Origin of the sequence: Bacillus sp. ISL-18, from assembly GCF_018613415.1 — a bacterium.
In the GTDB taxonomy this organism is placed as follows: domain Bacteria; phylum Bacillota; class Bacilli; order Bacillales; family Cytobacillaceae; genus Neobacillus.
Window position 1 is genome coordinate 312,969 of sequence record NZ_JAGGQG010000006.1, and the last position, 13,694, is coordinate 326,662.

17 protein-coding genes and 1 riboswitch are annotated in these 13,694 nt (G+C 40.3%); of the genes, 9 read left to right on the top strand and 8 right to left on the bottom strand.

What is annotated here, in order from left to right:
* Positions 1 to 63: 63 nt before the first annotated feature.
* The 6 genes from J7E81_RS10685 to J7E81_RS10710 all read left to right on the top strand — a co-directional run bounded on the left by J7E81_RS10685 (position 64) and on the right by J7E81_RS10710 (position 4,319).
* The gene (locus tag J7E81_RS10685) at positions 64 to 684 is read left to right on the top strand and encodes a hypothetical protein (RefSeq protein WP_215042170.1); all 621 of its coding nucleotides are present in this window, start codon (positions 64 to 66) and stop codon (positions 682 to 684) included.
* 65 nt (positions 685 to 749) lie between these two features.
* Positions 750 to 1,679, top strand: a complete 930-nt coding sequence (locus J7E81_RS10690; protein WP_215042171.1) for an aldo/keto reductase — start codon at positions 750 to 752, stop codon at positions 1,677 to 1,679.
* 218 nt (positions 1,680 to 1,897) lie between these two features.
* Complete coding sequence (locus J7E81_RS10695) at positions 1,898 to 2,278, top strand: hypothetical protein (protein WP_251028574.1); 381 nt, start codon at positions 1,898 to 1,900, stop codon at positions 2,276 to 2,278.
* Positions 2,268 to 2,762: an endolytic transglycosylase MltG gene (locus tag J7E81_RS10700; protein WP_215042172.1), complete on the top strand. Its 495-nt coding sequence runs from the start codon at positions 2,268 to 2,270 to the stop codon at positions 2,760 to 2,762. Before J7E81_RS10695 ends, J7E81_RS10700 begins: the two co-directional genes overlap by 11 nt.
* Positions 2,763 to 2,884: 122 nt before the next feature.
* Entirely contained in the window at positions 2,885 to 3,424 is a 540-nt protein-coding gene (locus J7E81_RS10705) for an NADPH-dependent FMN reductase (RefSeq protein ID WP_215042173.1), read from the top strand.
* Between the two features lie 163 nt (positions 3,425 to 3,587).
* On the top strand, positions 3,588 to 4,319 hold the full coding sequence (locus tag J7E81_RS10710; protein WP_215042174.1) for a TerC family protein: 732 nt from the start codon (positions 3,588 to 3,590) through the stop codon (positions 4,317 to 4,319).
* Between the two features lie 41 nt (positions 4,320 to 4,360).
* Here J7E81_RS10710 and J7E81_RS10715 read toward each other — a convergent pair whose 3' ends face one another.
* Positions 4,361 to 4,654 carry a hypothetical protein gene (locus J7E81_RS10715; RefSeq protein WP_215042175.1) on the bottom strand — a complete coding sequence of 98 codons (294 nt, stop codon included), beginning with the start codon at positions 4,652 to 4,654 and terminating at the stop codon, positions 4,361 to 4,363.
* A gap of 296 nt (positions 4,655 to 4,950) precedes the next feature.
* Between J7E81_RS10715 and J7E81_RS10720 the strand changes: the two genes are divergently transcribed.
* Positions 4,951 to 5,124 (top strand): hypothetical protein, encoded by a 174-nt coding sequence (locus J7E81_RS10720; protein WP_215042176.1) that lies wholly within the window; start codon positions 4,951 to 4,953, stop codon positions 5,122 to 5,124.
* Positions 5,125 to 5,177: 53 nt separating this feature from the next.
* On the opposite strand, the gene J7E81_RS10725 is transcribed toward J7E81_RS10720, so the two are convergent.
* Complete coding sequence (locus J7E81_RS10725) at positions 5,178 to 5,372, bottom strand: alpha/beta-type small acid-soluble spore protein (RefSeq protein ID WP_215042177.1); 195 nt, start codon at positions 5,370 to 5,372, stop codon at positions 5,178 to 5,180.
* Positions 5,373 to 5,521: 149 nt separating this feature from the next.
* On the opposite strand from J7E81_RS10725, the gene J7E81_RS10730 reads away from it, so the two are divergent.
* Positions 5,522 to 7,075, top strand: a complete 1,554-nt coding sequence (locus J7E81_RS10730) for an NAD(P)H-hydrate dehydratase (RefSeq protein ID WP_215042178.1) — start codon at positions 5,522 to 5,524, stop codon at positions 7,073 to 7,075.
* A 323-nt stretch (positions 7,076 to 7,398) separates the two neighbouring features.
* Here the strand turns inward: J7E81_RS10730 and J7E81_RS10735 are convergent, their stop codons facing one another.
* The 6 genes from J7E81_RS10735 to J7E81_RS10760 form a co-directional block, all read right to left on the bottom strand.
* Positions 7,399 to 8,202, bottom strand: a complete 804-nt coding sequence (locus J7E81_RS10735; protein WP_251028575.1) for a cytochrome c oxidase assembly protein — start codon at positions 8,200 to 8,202, stop codon at positions 7,399 to 7,401.
* Positions 8,192 to 8,680, bottom strand: coding sequence for a DUF2243 domain-containing protein (locus J7E81_RS10740; protein WP_251028576.1), 489 nt, complete (start codon positions 8,678 to 8,680; stop codon positions 8,192 to 8,194). Before J7E81_RS10740 ends, J7E81_RS10735 begins: the two co-directional genes overlap by 11 nt.
* Before the next feature lie 108 nt (positions 8,681 to 8,788).
* Positions 8,789 to 9,571 carry an aldo/keto reductase gene (locus tag J7E81_RS10745; protein ID WP_251028592.1) on the bottom strand — a complete coding sequence of 261 codons (783 nt, stop codon included), beginning with the start codon at positions 9,569 to 9,571 and terminating at the stop codon, positions 8,789 to 8,791.
* Positions 9,572 to 9,703: 132 nt separating this feature from the next.
* Positions 9,704 to 10,540: an SDR family oxidoreductase gene (locus J7E81_RS10750; protein ID WP_215042181.1), complete on the bottom strand. Its 837-nt coding sequence runs from the start codon at positions 10,538 to 10,540 to the stop codon at positions 9,704 to 9,706.
* A 98-nt stretch (positions 10,541 to 10,638) separates the two neighbouring features.
* Positions 10,639 to 11,526: a 4-hydroxy-tetrahydrodipicolinate synthase gene (gene dapA, locus J7E81_RS10755; RefSeq protein ID WP_215042182.1), complete on the bottom strand. Its 888-nt coding sequence runs from the start codon at positions 11,524 to 11,526 to the stop codon at positions 10,639 to 10,641.
* 121 nt (positions 11,527 to 11,647) lie between these two features.
* Positions 11,648 to 11,826, bottom strand: a riboswitch (Lysine riboswitch).
* A gap of 158 nt (positions 11,827 to 11,984) precedes the next feature.
* The gene (locus J7E81_RS10760; protein ID WP_215042183.1) at positions 11,985 to 13,115 is read right to left on the bottom strand and encodes a CAP domain-containing protein; all 1,131 of its coding nucleotides are present in this window, start codon (positions 13,113 to 13,115) and stop codon (positions 11,985 to 11,987) included.
* Positions 13,116 to 13,408: 293 nt separating this feature from the next.
* On the opposite strand from J7E81_RS10760, the gene J7E81_RS10765 reads away from it, so the two are divergent.
* Positions 13,409 to 13,636 (top strand): hypothetical protein, encoded by a 228-nt coding sequence (locus J7E81_RS10765; protein WP_215042184.1) that lies wholly within the window; start codon positions 13,409 to 13,411, stop codon positions 13,634 to 13,636.
* Positions 13,637 to 13,694 lie beyond the last annotated feature (58 nt).

Sequence of the window (13,694 nt, forward strand, 5' to 3'; positions counted from 1 at the left end):
GTGATCTACTAACAGATCTTTCGTGGTAAAATAAAGAAAACAGGTAGAAACTGGGTGATAAGGATGAAAGATAAGTATGTCTGGTATGCAAGCTATGGATCAAATATGAATACGGACCGCTTTTTATGTTATATAAAAGGCGGCAAACCAGAAGGGTCTTCAAAGGTTGAAACAGGTTGTAAAGATCCTTCACTCCCGATAGATTCGTCCACTTTCACGATGAATTTTCCGCTTTACTTTGCAAAGGAAGCAGCTAAATGGGAATCAAAAGGGGTTGCCTTTATTGGTTTAACCCCGGAACCTAATGTTGAAACCTACAGTAAAAAATACCTAATCACGTTGGAACAGTTTAAAGGGATCGTTAGTCAGGAAAATAATGGTCTAGAGATTGATTTGAATTTGGATGAAGTCAGGAAAGACCGTTCAAAAATTTTCCGAGGGAATGCTTGGTATGGAAATATCTTGTATTTGGGAGAAGAAAAGGGGCATCCCATTTTTACTTTTACGGCACCATGGGACATTAATGATGTGGAGTGGAAAAAGCCGTCACATCCTTACTTGAAAACAATTATTAAAGGACTAAAAGAGGACTATTCAAATGAGGAAATTTATCGTTATTTTCATAGTAAACAAGGAATACTGGGTGAATTTATGGATGAGGAGTTACGAAGCCTGATTTTTTAAAGCCAATTCCTTCGTCTACGGTTAAAGAATCTGCTATCATAAACGAAAAAGGAGATGATTGGTAAATGGCAAAACAAGTTCATATTGGAAAAACTGATTTAGTTGTTAATCCGATTGGTCTAGGCACCAATGCGGTGGGTGGTCACAATTTATTTCCGAATCTTGACGAGAATGCCGGCAGAGAATTAGTCCGAACGGGACTTGCTAACGGTATTAATTTTTTGGATACAGCGTTCATCTATGGTCCAAAACGATCCGAAGAAATGATCGGGGAAGTCGTGAAAGAGAGTGGCAAACGCTCCGAGATTGTCATCGCTACTAAAGCAGCCCATAAATTCGCAGGGAACGAAATCGTGGTTGATAATTCGCCTGCCTTTTTAAAACAAGCCGTTGAAGAGGCCTTACAGCGGCTCCAAACTGATTACATAGATCTTTTTTATATCCACTTTCCTGATAAAGATACACCTAAAGATGAAGCTGTTGGCGCCTTACAACAACTAAAGGACGAAGGTAAGATTAGGGCGATAGGCGTTTCTAATTTTTCGATGGAGCAGTTAAAAGAGGCTAACAAAGATGGTTATGTCGATGTCTACCAAGGCGAGTATAACTTATTAGCTAGAGAGGCTGAAAAGGAATTGTTTCCTTATGTGATCAACAACGGCATTTCCTTTATTCCCTATTTCCCGCTTGCCTCTGGCTTATTAACAGGTAAATACGACAAACATACTAATTTAGATGAAAAGCGCGGGAAGTATTTTAAAAAAGATCTCTTTGAAGCGACCTTGGAAAAAATAGAGCGCATTCGTAAAATCGCCAATGATAAAGGAACCGAAGTGTCCCATATTGTCCTCGCCTGGTATTTAACCCGTGAAGCCATTGATGTCATCATCCCTGGTGCAAAACGGCCAGAACAGGTTCTTCATAATCTTAAAACATTAGACATTCAGTTAACAGAATCGGAAATCCAAGAAATTGATCAAATTTTTTATTCATAAAGTAAAGAGCGATGAGAATTAAGACTCATCGCTTTTTTAATGAGAACTTTAGCTGAAATCATAGAAAATAAAAGAAAATTAGAATGATAACTTTACCTAATTCGCCGCAAATTGCCAAAATCCTCCGACTTTTTCCGTATTTTGCAGTTAAAATAGGCAAAAATACTAGATTGGTTGTATAATAAGAAATTGTTAGAAACTATTGGAGGGTAATTACCATGATGGAGTGGACTTTAGCCGGATTGTTTGGGATATCAATTATATTGCTCGTACTATCAATTTCAAAGACGTCTAAACAATCAAAGGCAGAACATAATCAAATTGATTTAATTCATATTTCCACAATGAAGGAAATCAATGCTATTCAAGATTCAATTAGAAATATTGAACTTGATCTCGAAGTAGTCATGAAGGAAGCAGGCGTTCAACTTTCTTCGGAAGACAAAGTCTTCATGCGTGAAGTACTTGATTTAACAAACCGTAATTACTCTACAGAAAGCATTGCTGAAATGAAACAGGTAAGCGTAAATGAACTTGAAAAAATGCTTGCTCCTTACCGCACAACAAAGGAAGGGAGAAAGGTTGCCAATGAAAATTAACTTACTTAGCAGCTTTGCAGCCGGAATGCTGATCACTACGACGATTTGTGGTGCTGTGTATCTTTCTGGAAAAAGTGATTCTGCCAATGTGTCAGTTAAACCGTCTGTAACCACGGCAACCAAGAAAGTTCAGCCTACTTCAGCAGAGATGAAAGCGCAGCTTCAAGAGGAAGGTTATGTTGTTCAAACAAAAGCTGAAAATGATAAGCAAGTCCAGGATGCCAAGGCATCTGTTCAAGCAAAAGCAGCTCCTGCTGCTGCCGATACGACTAAGCCTGTAACACGGGTCGTTGTCAATGTTACGGATGGTATGACCAGCATTGATATTGGAAGAGTCCTTGTCGCGGCGAATATCGTGAAGAATGCCTTTGATTTTTCAAAGGACATTGAAGCGAAAAAGCTGGAAAACAAATTAAAACCAGGTGTGTTCGTGGTGGACAGTAAGATGACCTACGATCAGGTTGTAGCGACTATCTTTAAATAAGTAAAAAAGCCGGTTTCGATCAGAAATCGGCTTTTTATAATAGAATTTTTAAGCAAGAAATTTGATAATCAAAGTAACTATTTTTATAATTATTTTATTACATAAACAAAGGTGGATAAAAAATGAAAATTGTTGCACTTGTAGGCAGTTTACGAAAAGATTCCTATAACAAGCAGTTGGCAAATACGATTCAGGAACGATTCGCAGCTAAATTTGATTTAGAAGTCTTAGATCTTGGAGTACTTCCGCATTATAACCAGGATGAGGAATTAAATCCTGCATCTTCAGTTGTAGAGTTCAAAAGTAAAGTCAAAGAAGCGGACGGCGTGATTATTATAACTCCGGAATACAACTGGTCGATTCCTGGGGTATTAAAGAATGCTCTTGATTGGCTATCACGTGTAGATAAGGTGTTAATTGGCAAGCCAGTTATGGTAGCTGGTGCTGCGACAGGGCTGATGGGAACGTTACGTGCACAGCTTCAATTGCGTCAAATATTAACGGCCTTACAAGTAAAGCTTTTATCGCCAGTTGGTAATGAGATTCTTATTAATCAAGCTATGGCTAAATTTGATGAGAAAACTGGCAGACTAGCAGACGAAGCAACAGTTAAATTTGTAGATGAGGTCGTTGAACGGTTTATTGACTTAATAAAAGAATAGAAATTCAGCCTGTACTCCCTCTTTTATAGAGAGTACAGGCTTTTTTTTGCTAAAAAGAATGGATGTCATATATTCAACTGCCTTTCATACATTTAAGTAGGGAGACAAACCTGTTGATTTTGGGACAAACTACTTGGAATGGGAAAGGGAGACATAGATTCAGATGGACTTCTTACAAGATATTTTAAATAGTTATAGTACGATTTTTTCATTGGAGGCTTTTAAAGAGGTATTTACCAATCCAGCTAGCTGGGGAGTCATTGGTACCTTGATTATTCTTGAAGGCCTGCTGTCGGCTGATAATGCCCTTGTTTTAGCGGTGATGGTCAAACACCTTCCAAAGAAACAGCAAAAAAAAGCCTTATTTTATGGGATATTCGGTGCTTATTTTTTTCGAGTAATAGCGATTGGAATTGGGGTCACATTAACCACGATTCCTTGGATCAAGATTATTGGGGGTCACTATCTGCTTTGGATTGTTTTTCAAAATCTTTTAAATAAAAATGAACAGGACGATGAAGTTCAAGGTCGAAAAAAAGGCTTTTGGAGGACCGTGTTAACGGTGGAGCTGATGGATATTGCCTTTAGTTTTGATAGTGTCATTGCCGCGTTTGGTGTTTCGAATCAAGAGTGGATTTTGCTGCTTGGTGGGGTCATCGGAATCTTGATGATGCGGGGGGTTGCGCACCTTTTCCTTGCTTTAATCGAAAAAGTGCCTGAATTCGAGACAACGGCTTTTATCCTTGTGGCGATTATTGGTGTGAAGATGATCGTCTCCGCCTTTGGATTCCATATGGACGAATTTGTGTTTTTTAGTATCCTAATCGGAATCTTCTTAAGTACCTTCATTATACATTTCATCCGAAAAATAGCCGGGAAAGAAACCACCATGTAAATCCAGAGGGAAGGCAGTGATTATGCCTTCCTTTTTGCTGTTTAGGATTGGAAATGAACATTTCCATTTTCATCGATTTCAATCGTGTTATAGCTTTTAAACACATCCATGTTTGTTATTTCGTGTTTTATGTCATGCGAAAAACTTTCCATGTAGGGTTGATACACTTCAGGTTTCTTTACTAGATGGTACATGGTGACCTTTGTACCATTCTGGATATCAGTTCCTCTTAATAAAAAACGATCGCCGTATAGATTTTTAAAATAAGTTCGTGCTTCCTCGTGACTTTTGAAGTGAGGCATCTGTTCATGATTAATGGAAAAATCCTGATTCATAAACACATTCACCGCTTTCCTATAATATAATAAATATAAACCGGTTTTTGTCAGTTTACATAGTTTTAAACGATTTTCACAACTAGTATTCCCTATTTTAAAAAAATAATGATTCCTCCCTATGGCAATTGAACTATACAAATTTTGATATCCTGCATAAATTATGATAAAAGGGATTATTCCAAATCTCGTTTATGATTTTTCGCCAAATGTTGCGGACATCCTTTTTAAATAGTCGAGATTTTGGACATGATGGATAAGACAAGGCGATTAAGAAAAGGAGGAGAAAGTATTTGATGAATACCCCTTTTGAATATCCGGAAATTTTTTATAATGATGTGATTCTTTATTTAGAAACAAAATGGAACCGCCGCTTAACCGATCATGAACGACATGTGCTGATTGAGGGATATCGATTTGGCCGAATGGTGGAAGCGGAGAGTGAAATCAAAATTTTGTTTGCTAATTAAATGTTGTATGAAAAGGGTGTCCAGAGCTGGACACCCTTTTAAAATCTCCAAGGCTATTGACCTTGTTGATTTCGTAGAGCCTGCTCAGCATAAGCGACTAACCGTTTGGTCATTTCGCCCCCAACTGAGCCGTTTGCTCGTGCGGTCGTATCAGCACCAAGTTGAACTCCAAACTCATTGGCAATTTCCTCTTTCATTTGATTAAGGACATCGTCTGAACCAGGAACCAAAAGTTTGTTTCTACCCATGATACATCACTCCCGACGATTTTTTTGAGCAGCTATACAGATGCTCGTATATAATTTATCCTATTTGGTTTTTTGAATACATATAGTGCGAAACTGCCATTCACTTGGGAAAGGTTTATAATAGGGGAAGGGAAAAGGAGCGTGTTTTTATGTTGGTTGCAGGACAAAAGGAAATGCAGCAAATGGATCACTATACGATTGAAAAACTTGGATTGCCTGGTGTTGTCTTAATGGAAAATGCCGGGGGAAGGGTTGTCGAAGAGATTGTGGCAAGTTCTACTCATGTAAATCCTCGTGTGCTGATCCTTGCGGGGGGCGGGAATAATGGCGGAGATGGGTTCGTGATTGCACGGAGGCTATATGATTTAGGCTTTGACCTCCTGTTATGTTTGGTGGTACCACCTGAGCGGATTAAGGGGGATGCCAGAGTTCATTTTGATGTGTATCATAATCGTCAGTTACCTATTCTTAATCTGCATGAAAGCTCGTTCGAACATGTTGAATCTCAAATTAACCAGGCAGATGTCATTGTTGATGCGCTTTTAGGAACGGGTGTAAGCGGACCAGTCAGAGAACCTTTTGGGTCGGTTATTTCAATGGTAAATAAACATGCAGGGAAAAAGATCATTATCTCTGTGGATATCCCTTCTGGTGTGAATAGTGATAGTGGTAAGGTGGAGGGAACGGCGGTTAAAGCAACAAAGACGATTAGCTTTGTTTTTCCTAAAAGAGGGTTCTTTTTACAAGATGGTCCAAAGTTTGTGGGAGAATGGAAGGCTGTTGATATCTCGGTGCCGCCTTCGATTGTTAAGGATCTTGGACTAGCGATGCCGCGGGTCCTAACAAAAGAGTTGGTGAATAATTCGGTTCCGCTTAGACCCAAACATGGCCATAAGGGGACGTTTGGTCATGTACTGGTTGTGGGGGGATCAAAGTCCTATGTTGGGGCACCGATTTTTTCGGCAAAGGCGGCGCTCAATGCGGGTGCGGGGTTGGTCACATTAGCCTTGCCAGAGAGTATTTATCCTATGGCAGCTGCCCAAAATCCGGAGTCACTATTTTTGCCGCTGGCGGATGAGGAAGGACATTTTTCTGCTAGGGCGATTGATCACCTTTCAACTGTAATACATCAATTTACGAGTGTGGCGATTGGTCCGGGGATTAGCCGGTTTCCTGGAGGTGAGGCTTGGATGAAATCATTGATGTCTTTATTGACAATACAGCCGATTGTCGTGGATGCCGATGCTTTGTATTTCCTCCGCGATGAGTTGGATATGGTGTGGGACTATAAAGGGGATGTCCTGTTTACACCACATCCTGGAGAAATGGCGCGGTTGTTAAATAAGACGGTTAAAGAGGTGGAAGAGGATCGGATAGGTATTGCGAAGACTTTTGCCCAAGATTACGGCGTATATTTGCTGTTAAAGGGACATAGGTCGGTTATTGCGACGCCAGATGGAGATGTGTTTATTAATCCACACGGACATGATGCGCTCGGTAAGGGCGGGAGTGGGGATGTGTTGACGGGGATGATTGCTTCGTTTTTAGCGCAGGGTGCCACACCAGTTAAGGCGCTTTTGACGGCGAGTTATTTGCATGCCAAAGCAGGGGAAGAGAAGGCTGTGGCTTTGTCTAGTTACGGTGTAGGACCTTTGGATTTGGTTGAGGGGATTAGGGAGCAGCTGCGGGTGTTGATGAATTAAAATGGACCCAATGACAGAGGTATATTTGGTTTGGACGGTCAATGATCCGAATTGTCGTTGCCCGAGAGTTAGATTTTTTGGTTGGGATGGTCAATGAAGCGGTCTGTCATTGACCGGGAGTAAGATTTTTTGGTTGGGAAGGTCAATGAAGCAGTCTATCATTGCCCTAGAGTGAGTATTTTTGGCTGTTAAGGTCAATGAAGCGGTCTGTCATTTCCCGCAAGTTAGATTTTTTGATTACGACGGTCAATGAGACCTACTTCATAAGCCGACCCCATCCAAACGGTCAATCCAACCCAACTCGACAAGTAAACCAAACCGTTTTATTGGCCTCCATAGGATGGATCCACTGCCCTAACTGGCCGTGCAGACTTATACCACTGATAGCAAAATATAATAATTAAAACAAGATCAACAACATCTCCGCCATAATACATTAACATTCCGGCCGTTTTCGCCTGTTCCGCAGGCACCCCGACAGGCGGATGAGCATAAATATATTTGGCTAAAATCCCATGACCCGACAAAGCGGTCGCACATACAATCGCACGATACAAGAAGCTCGTTCGGTGTGGTGCTGAATCTATATAAATCATCGACGATGTAAACAAATATCCAGCCAGAAATATATGGATATGAACCAGCACGTGCAAAGGAGCATTATTTTGCATTTCTTGATATAGAGTACTGCAATAAAGCAGCCAAAGACCGCCAATATTTAAAATCGAAGCAATCAAAGGGCTGCTCGCAAAACGTAAAAATTCACTTCTTAAAATCAGGGATAAACGGCGAGCCAGCTTCACATCAACCGTTCTTAGAATCAGCGTCATTGGTGCCGCCAAAACCATAAGAAGCGGTGCCAGCATGCCGAGAAGCAAATGCCCCAGCATATGTGCCATAAAATCGTGATGGGCATGTGCAGCGATGGGTCCCGTAACGGCGGCAAGAGCGCAGCATACACCAATCAGCCAAATCAATACTCGGTAAACAGGCCAATTTTTCCCCGAAAGGATACTCTTAGCCACTCCAAGCAAATAAATCACCAGAGCAAAAATGAAGGGAAGCATAAGGATAAAATCAGCACCCAAGGACCCATGGCTAGGCACCATATGCTGACTATTGACCATGTTCTGAAACAGCTCCCGTTTTTTTAGCAGAACGAATAAGAAGAACGAGGCCGATTAACAGCATCAATACAGACGTGATATGCCATACCATGTCATAGGGTAAGAGGTTGACATGGTAACGGATCTGATGAAGCCGCATCAGTTTATGCTGGATGATCCCATCATATAATTGAAAACTACCTGCGCCAAGAAGCACACCAGCCGCCCATTTTTTTGCCTGCCATACCTTCCTGCGCCGGATATCTGCAACCATAAATAACCCGCCTACTGTAAAAAACCAACTAAACGCATGGAAAAATCCATCCGAAACCAAACCAGCAGCTGTTGTGGCTTTATCGTAAAAATGATGCCAATGAAGGATTTGATGAAAGATGGTCTCGTCAATAAAAGCAACGAGCCCAATCCCAAAAAGCACCCCTGACCAAAGGTTTTTCTTGATGTGAGTGGAAAGATCTTTACTACTTCTAGAATGATTCAAACTCTTCACCTACGTACAATCATTTATTTATCATTCACTTTACCCTTAAAGGACCGTCCATAATCAATCGAAAACAAAAAGACCGCCCGCAAGGACAGTCCCATCATACTAAAAGTTAAAATTATCCGGATCAGCACCAAATCGCAGGTTCTCATTAAGGGCATTAATTTTTTCTATATCGCTCTCTGATAGGGTGAAATCAAAGATATTGGCATTCTCTTTAATACGGCTTTCACGAATCGATTTAGGTATTGTTACGATTTCATTCTGGATATCCCAGCGTAAAATAACTTGTGCGATTGATTTGTGATGGGCCGAAGCAATTTCCTGTAATACCGGATGGTCAAGCAGTCTGCCCTGACCAAGCGGTGCCCAGGCCTCTATTTGAATCTGTTGTTGTTTGCAATAGCTGCGCAGTTCAGGCTGCGCATGAAGAGGATGTAACTCCACCTGGTTCACCATTGGCTTAATTTCAGCAACAGACATCAGATCTTCTAAATGGTGGATGTTAAAATTACTTACTCCGATCGCACGAACACGCTTTTCTTTATATAACTTCTCAAGGACCTTCCAAGTGTCTTTATATTTTTCCTTTACTGGCCAGTGGATTAAATACAAATCAACGTAGTCAAGGCCAAGCTTCCGTAAGCTTGTCTCAAAAGCTTCTTCAACAGAATCATTGCGCTGGTCGCTATTCCATACTTTTGTAGTAATAAAAAGTTCCTCACGGGAAACCCCTGATTCTTTAATGGCTTTACCAACGCTTTCTTCATTCTCATAAAGTGCGGCAGTATCAATGCTTCGGTACCCGGCTTTAATAGCCATTTTTACGGATTCAAGAGCCACTTCACCCTCGGGTACCTTGTAGACACCAAGTCCAAACCATGGCATTTTTACCCCATTATGTAGTGTGGTGCTGGATTGTAAGCTATTCAATCTCTTCTCCTCCTTATCAGTCATTCAATACATAGTATAGTACCGTCAGCATGGAAGAATCAACCAAACAGAATTCCCTATAACAAATTAAGGATTAAGCCGCTTTAATATTGCGGATTCAAGAAGCTTCCACGGCAGTGTCATTTTAAGAAATAGATTCGTCTTCACGCCCTTGCCGATCGGATAACGAAGGTCAGGCGTTCCAGCCGTGCTGGCAACCTGGGCGGCTAGTTTAGCGACATCCCTTGGGTCGCCATAATCAGTTTTGCCATTATTAATTTCTTTTAAGAGGCTCTCCATATAAAAGGTATAAGGCGAATCCGGGTTGTTTTCGAGTTGATCAACGCTCGTCCAAATGTTCGTTTGATATGAACCAGGTTCGATTAAGGATACATCAATCCCAAAGGGACGTACTTCAAGCCTTAAACTTTCACTGTAACCTTCTAGTGCATGTTTGGATGCGCTATAAGCAGATAAACCAGGAAAACCAATTCTTCCGCTGATACTGCTCATATTAATAATTCGGCCTTGTTTTCTAGCTCTCATGAGGGGCAGAACGGCATTCGTCACAGCAATCACTCCAAAAAAGTTGGTTTCAAATTGCCGCCGATAATCTTCTAAAGACAGTTCTTCACTAAAACCTCCGACGGCAACGCCAGCGTTGTTTACCAACACATCAATGTGAGAATAGTTTTCAAGGAATAATTTAAACTGTCGGATCGAGTCACTTGAAGTAACATCCAACGAGGTAACCTGTATATACTTCTCCATTTGTTTTTCTTTGGCGGCCTCGATTAAAGCCTTTGCTTTGTTCGTATCTCTCATTGTTGCAATGACGGTAAAACCCTTCAAGGCCAATTCAATTGCGCAGAGTAAACCAAATCCGCTTGAAGACCCCGTTACAATTGCTGTTTTTCGATCCATTCTGTTTCTCCTTTCAAAGAGGAAAGATTTGGCAGGGGGGAATTATTAAACATTATAGGTAAAAAAACAGGCTGCCCTTAAAAGGCAGCCCTTTGGTTTTAACTTACACTTACAAGTTTGTTAGCTGGGAGCAGCTTCTCTAATGTTAATTTCTCTTCGTCCGTTAATGGCACCAATGGCAAACGTACTTCACCAACATGGATACCGGTCATATTTAGGGCGGCTTTCACAGGTGTTGGGTTCGGTGCAGCAAATAAGCCCTTCATCAGTGGGAGGAGTGTGCGATGTGCAGCTGCAGCTTCATCAAGTTGTCCATTTTTAAATTTTCTCACCATGTCCTGCATTTCGTTTCCGATAATGTGCGAAGCAACCGAAACCACTCCTGTTCCGCCAATGGCTAAAACTGGAAGGGTTAACCCATCATCGCCACTATAAAGGGAGAAATGATCAGGCGTTTTACTTATGATGTCTGCCATTGCATCTAAGTTGCCGCTTGCTTCTTTAACAGCCACGATATTATGAATCATTGAGAGGCGAACAACAGTATCAACTGACATGTTAACACCACAGCGGCCAGGGATATTATACAGCATGACTGGTAAAACTGTTGATTCGGCAATCGCTTTAAAATGTTGATAGATTCCTTCTTGCGAGGGTTTGTTGTAATAGGGAACAACTAGTAAAATACCATCTACACCCGCTTCAGCAGCAAGTTTCGTTAACTGAATGGAGGCACGTGTATTGTTGGAGCCAGTACCAGCTATAACCGGCACCCGTCCGGCTGCTTCCTCCACCACTAATTTAAATAATGCTACTTTTTCTTCCAATGTTAGAGTAGGAGACTCACCAGTTGTACCGGATACGACTAAGCCTTCTGTGCCATTTTCAATTAAATAGTTAACTAACAATCTTGCGGCGTTAAAATCTACATCACCATTTTGATCAAATGGTGTAACCATTGCGGTTAATACTTGGCCAAAATTCATTTTTTCTCACCCTTTGTAATTTTTTTTATAAATTAGAGGGGTAAGGCCAATCTGATGTCAACGCAAAAAAGCAACAACGAGGGTCGCTGCTGCTGTAGAAACATCAAAATAAAGTTCCTATGCGTGAGATAGCCCTCCATATAGTTTCCTATATGACAATTCTGTGCTTATTCAACACAGAACCAGCTTCAAGACCAATGAGATCCTATCCGCTTCGGCAAATTCCCCTTTCCACCATTGTCATAGGACCTCATTATCCTCATATAGCGTACTGATGGTCTTTGCGCCTCTATCCTCACTTCAAAAGGTATTGAAGTAAGAAAGTATGTAATTATTAGTAATATATCAAATTATTTTGATAAATACAAGAAAAATAAATTGCCAATTTCTTAAAAGGTAGGAATCATGGGGGACGGTTCTCTTGCTTCAAAAGAAGCAAGAGAACCGTCCCCGTGCATCTATTTTGCATAGAAATTTTCTGTATAGTAGGGTTGGGATTCATTATTAAAGGCGACGCCAACACCTAGATACTTGTAGCCTTGTCGTAAAATATTTTCTCGATGTCCGAGTGAATTCATTAAGCCTTCATGGGCAAAAATACTGCTAAATTGCCCATATGCCAGGTTTTCGCCAGCTAATTGAAACACGATATGATCTGCAGCCATCCGGTCAAACGGTGATTGGCCCTTAAGATTGGTGTGGTCAAAATAATGATTCACGGCCATATCTGTACTATGCTTGCGGGCGGTCGCTTGGACATGTTGATCCCATGTGAGGACGGGAAGCTTGTGCTGGACCCGGGCGGCGTTGGTTAAATCAAACAATTGATACTCAAAGCCCTCTTTTAATTGCGAACTTGCTTTCGGGTAAATATCGAGTTTCTTATTTTCTAGATTCTTGCTAATCAATTGGACGGCAGTAACTGTATCTCCTTGATGTTTATCATAAAATATGGTGATATAGTCATTATCACGCAGGAAAACATCATAGTCTTCCTGATCGGATAGTTTATATAATACGAGCCCTTTTTGAATCGTCGTTAGCGGTTTACCCAGTATGTTGCGAACTGTCTGTTTAGCGGTCCCTAATTTAATCCCATTTTTAGAGGCTATTAAATCTTGGTTCGTATATAGTCCGGCTACTTTATGATTATCATCATACATCACCATAAAAAAATTGCGGTAATGGTCATGATAGGTATTCCATGTGGTACCATAGTCATTTAGAGTAGAACGAATCGGAGTACCCAGGTTTTCAATTAAATCATCCCGGTTATCACCAAGTTCAATATTAAAAATGGAAAATTCCTGTTGGGCCGGTGTAGTTAATTCTATCTTCGCCTCTTTTTTTGATTCGATTGGTTGTTGGTTCTCTTGACGGTTATTTACTAGAACACCAAGCTGTTTCACGGTAGACTGGACTTCGCGATAAATTGCTTGGATGGTCTCGGTAATGTTTGAGTTATCCTTCAGTGTATTCATTTCAGAAATGTCTTTTGTAAGGCTTGTATGATTAAATTGTTTTTCTAAGAAAGGCCAAGATGAGTGGATTAAAAATAAAGCTACAATAATCATTAGAAAACGAACCATCGATTTCCCTCCATTCTATTAAAATTTTAACCAATATTCTTTAAATATATAAGTAATATGCTTATAGAAGCAACTGGTAGAATACAGTATTTTAATATAATTTTATAATTGAAAACGTTTTCAAAGTTATCGATCCGAACCATACAATTCTATCTGAAAAACGGCTTATTTAGTGCTTTTGAACTACTATTAGTAAAACTATCCACTTGTTCAAAGTTTGTTCAATATTTCACAAACTATTATCGTGTTTTCGTGTTATGATGTAACCATAAAGAAACAAGGAGTGATAAGACATGATGATTTGTGAATGGCAAACCTTCTCAACAGATTCTGAAACTTATACCCAAGAAATCTTCGAAGAATTAGTGGGTGACCCATTTGAAGCAATGCTTATGAAAGAAAATGAAGAGATCCCATGTTGTATTTGGACAGTTAATTATGTAGTCATTGTTAAAAAATACTCCAAAGTGCTAACCGAAATCTTATTTGAAAAAATCCCACGCAATCCAGTGTGTGAATAAACCAATTTTTGCTTTCTTATTTACTTATAGTTGTGAAATACTTCACAACTATAATATT

Coding starts and splice junctions, on each gene's coding strand:
- J7E81_RS10750 (WP_215042181.1), bottom strand. CDS start 10,540: ATGGATCGAAAAACAGCAATTGTAACGGGGTCTTCAAGCGGATTTGGT.
- J7E81_RS10715 (WP_215042175.1), bottom strand. CDS start 4,654: ATGAATCAGGATTTTTCCATTAATCATGAACAGATGCCTCACTTCAAA.
- J7E81_RS10765 (WP_215042184.1), top strand. CDS start 13,409: ATGATGATTTGTGAATGGCAAACCTTCTCAACAGATTCTGAAACTTAT.
- J7E81_RS10705 (WP_215042173.1), top strand. CDS start 2,885: ATGAAAATTGTTGCACTTGTAGGCAGTTTACGAAAAGATTCCTATAAC.
- J7E81_RS10735 (WP_251028575.1), bottom strand. CDS start 8,202: ATGGTCAATAGTCAGCATATGGTGCCTAGCCATGGGTCCTTGGGTGCT.
- J7E81_RS10730 (WP_215042178.1), top strand. CDS start 5,522: ATGTTGGTTGCAGGACAAAAGGAAATGCAGCAAATGGATCACTATACG.
- J7E81_RS10710 (WP_215042174.1), top strand. CDS start 3,588: ATGGACTTCTTACAAGATATTTTAAATAGTTATAGTACGATTTTTTCA.
- J7E81_RS10690 (WP_215042171.1), top strand. CDS start 750: ATGGCAAAACAAGTTCATATTGGAAAAACTGATTTAGTTGTTAATCCG.
- J7E81_RS10725 (WP_215042177.1), bottom strand. CDS start 5,372: ATGGGTAGAAACAAACTTTTGGTTCCTGGTTCAGACGATGTCCTTAAT.
- J7E81_RS10700 (WP_215042172.1), top strand. CDS start 2,268: ATGAAAATTAACTTACTTAGCAGCTTTGCAGCCGGAATGCTGATCACT.
- J7E81_RS10695 (WP_251028574.1), top strand. CDS start 1,898: ATGATGGAGTGGACTTTAGCCGGATTGTTTGGGATATCAATTATATTG.
- J7E81_RS10760 (WP_215042183.1), bottom strand. CDS start 13,115: ATGGTTCGTTTTCTAATGATTATTGTAGCTTTATTTTTAATCCACTCA.
- dapA (WP_215042182.1), bottom strand. CDS start 11,526: ATGAATTTTGGCCAAGTATTAACCGCAATGGTTACACCATTTGATCAA.
- J7E81_RS10745 (WP_251028592.1), bottom strand. CDS start 9,571: ATGCCATGGTTTGGACTTGGTGTCTACAAGGTACCCGAGGGTGAAGTG.
- J7E81_RS10685 (WP_215042170.1), top strand. CDS start 64: ATGAAAGATAAGTATGTCTGGTATGCAAGCTATGGATCAAATATGAAT.
- J7E81_RS10720 (WP_215042176.1), top strand. CDS start 4,951: ATGAATACCCCTTTTGAATATCCGGAAATTTTTTATAATGATGTGATT.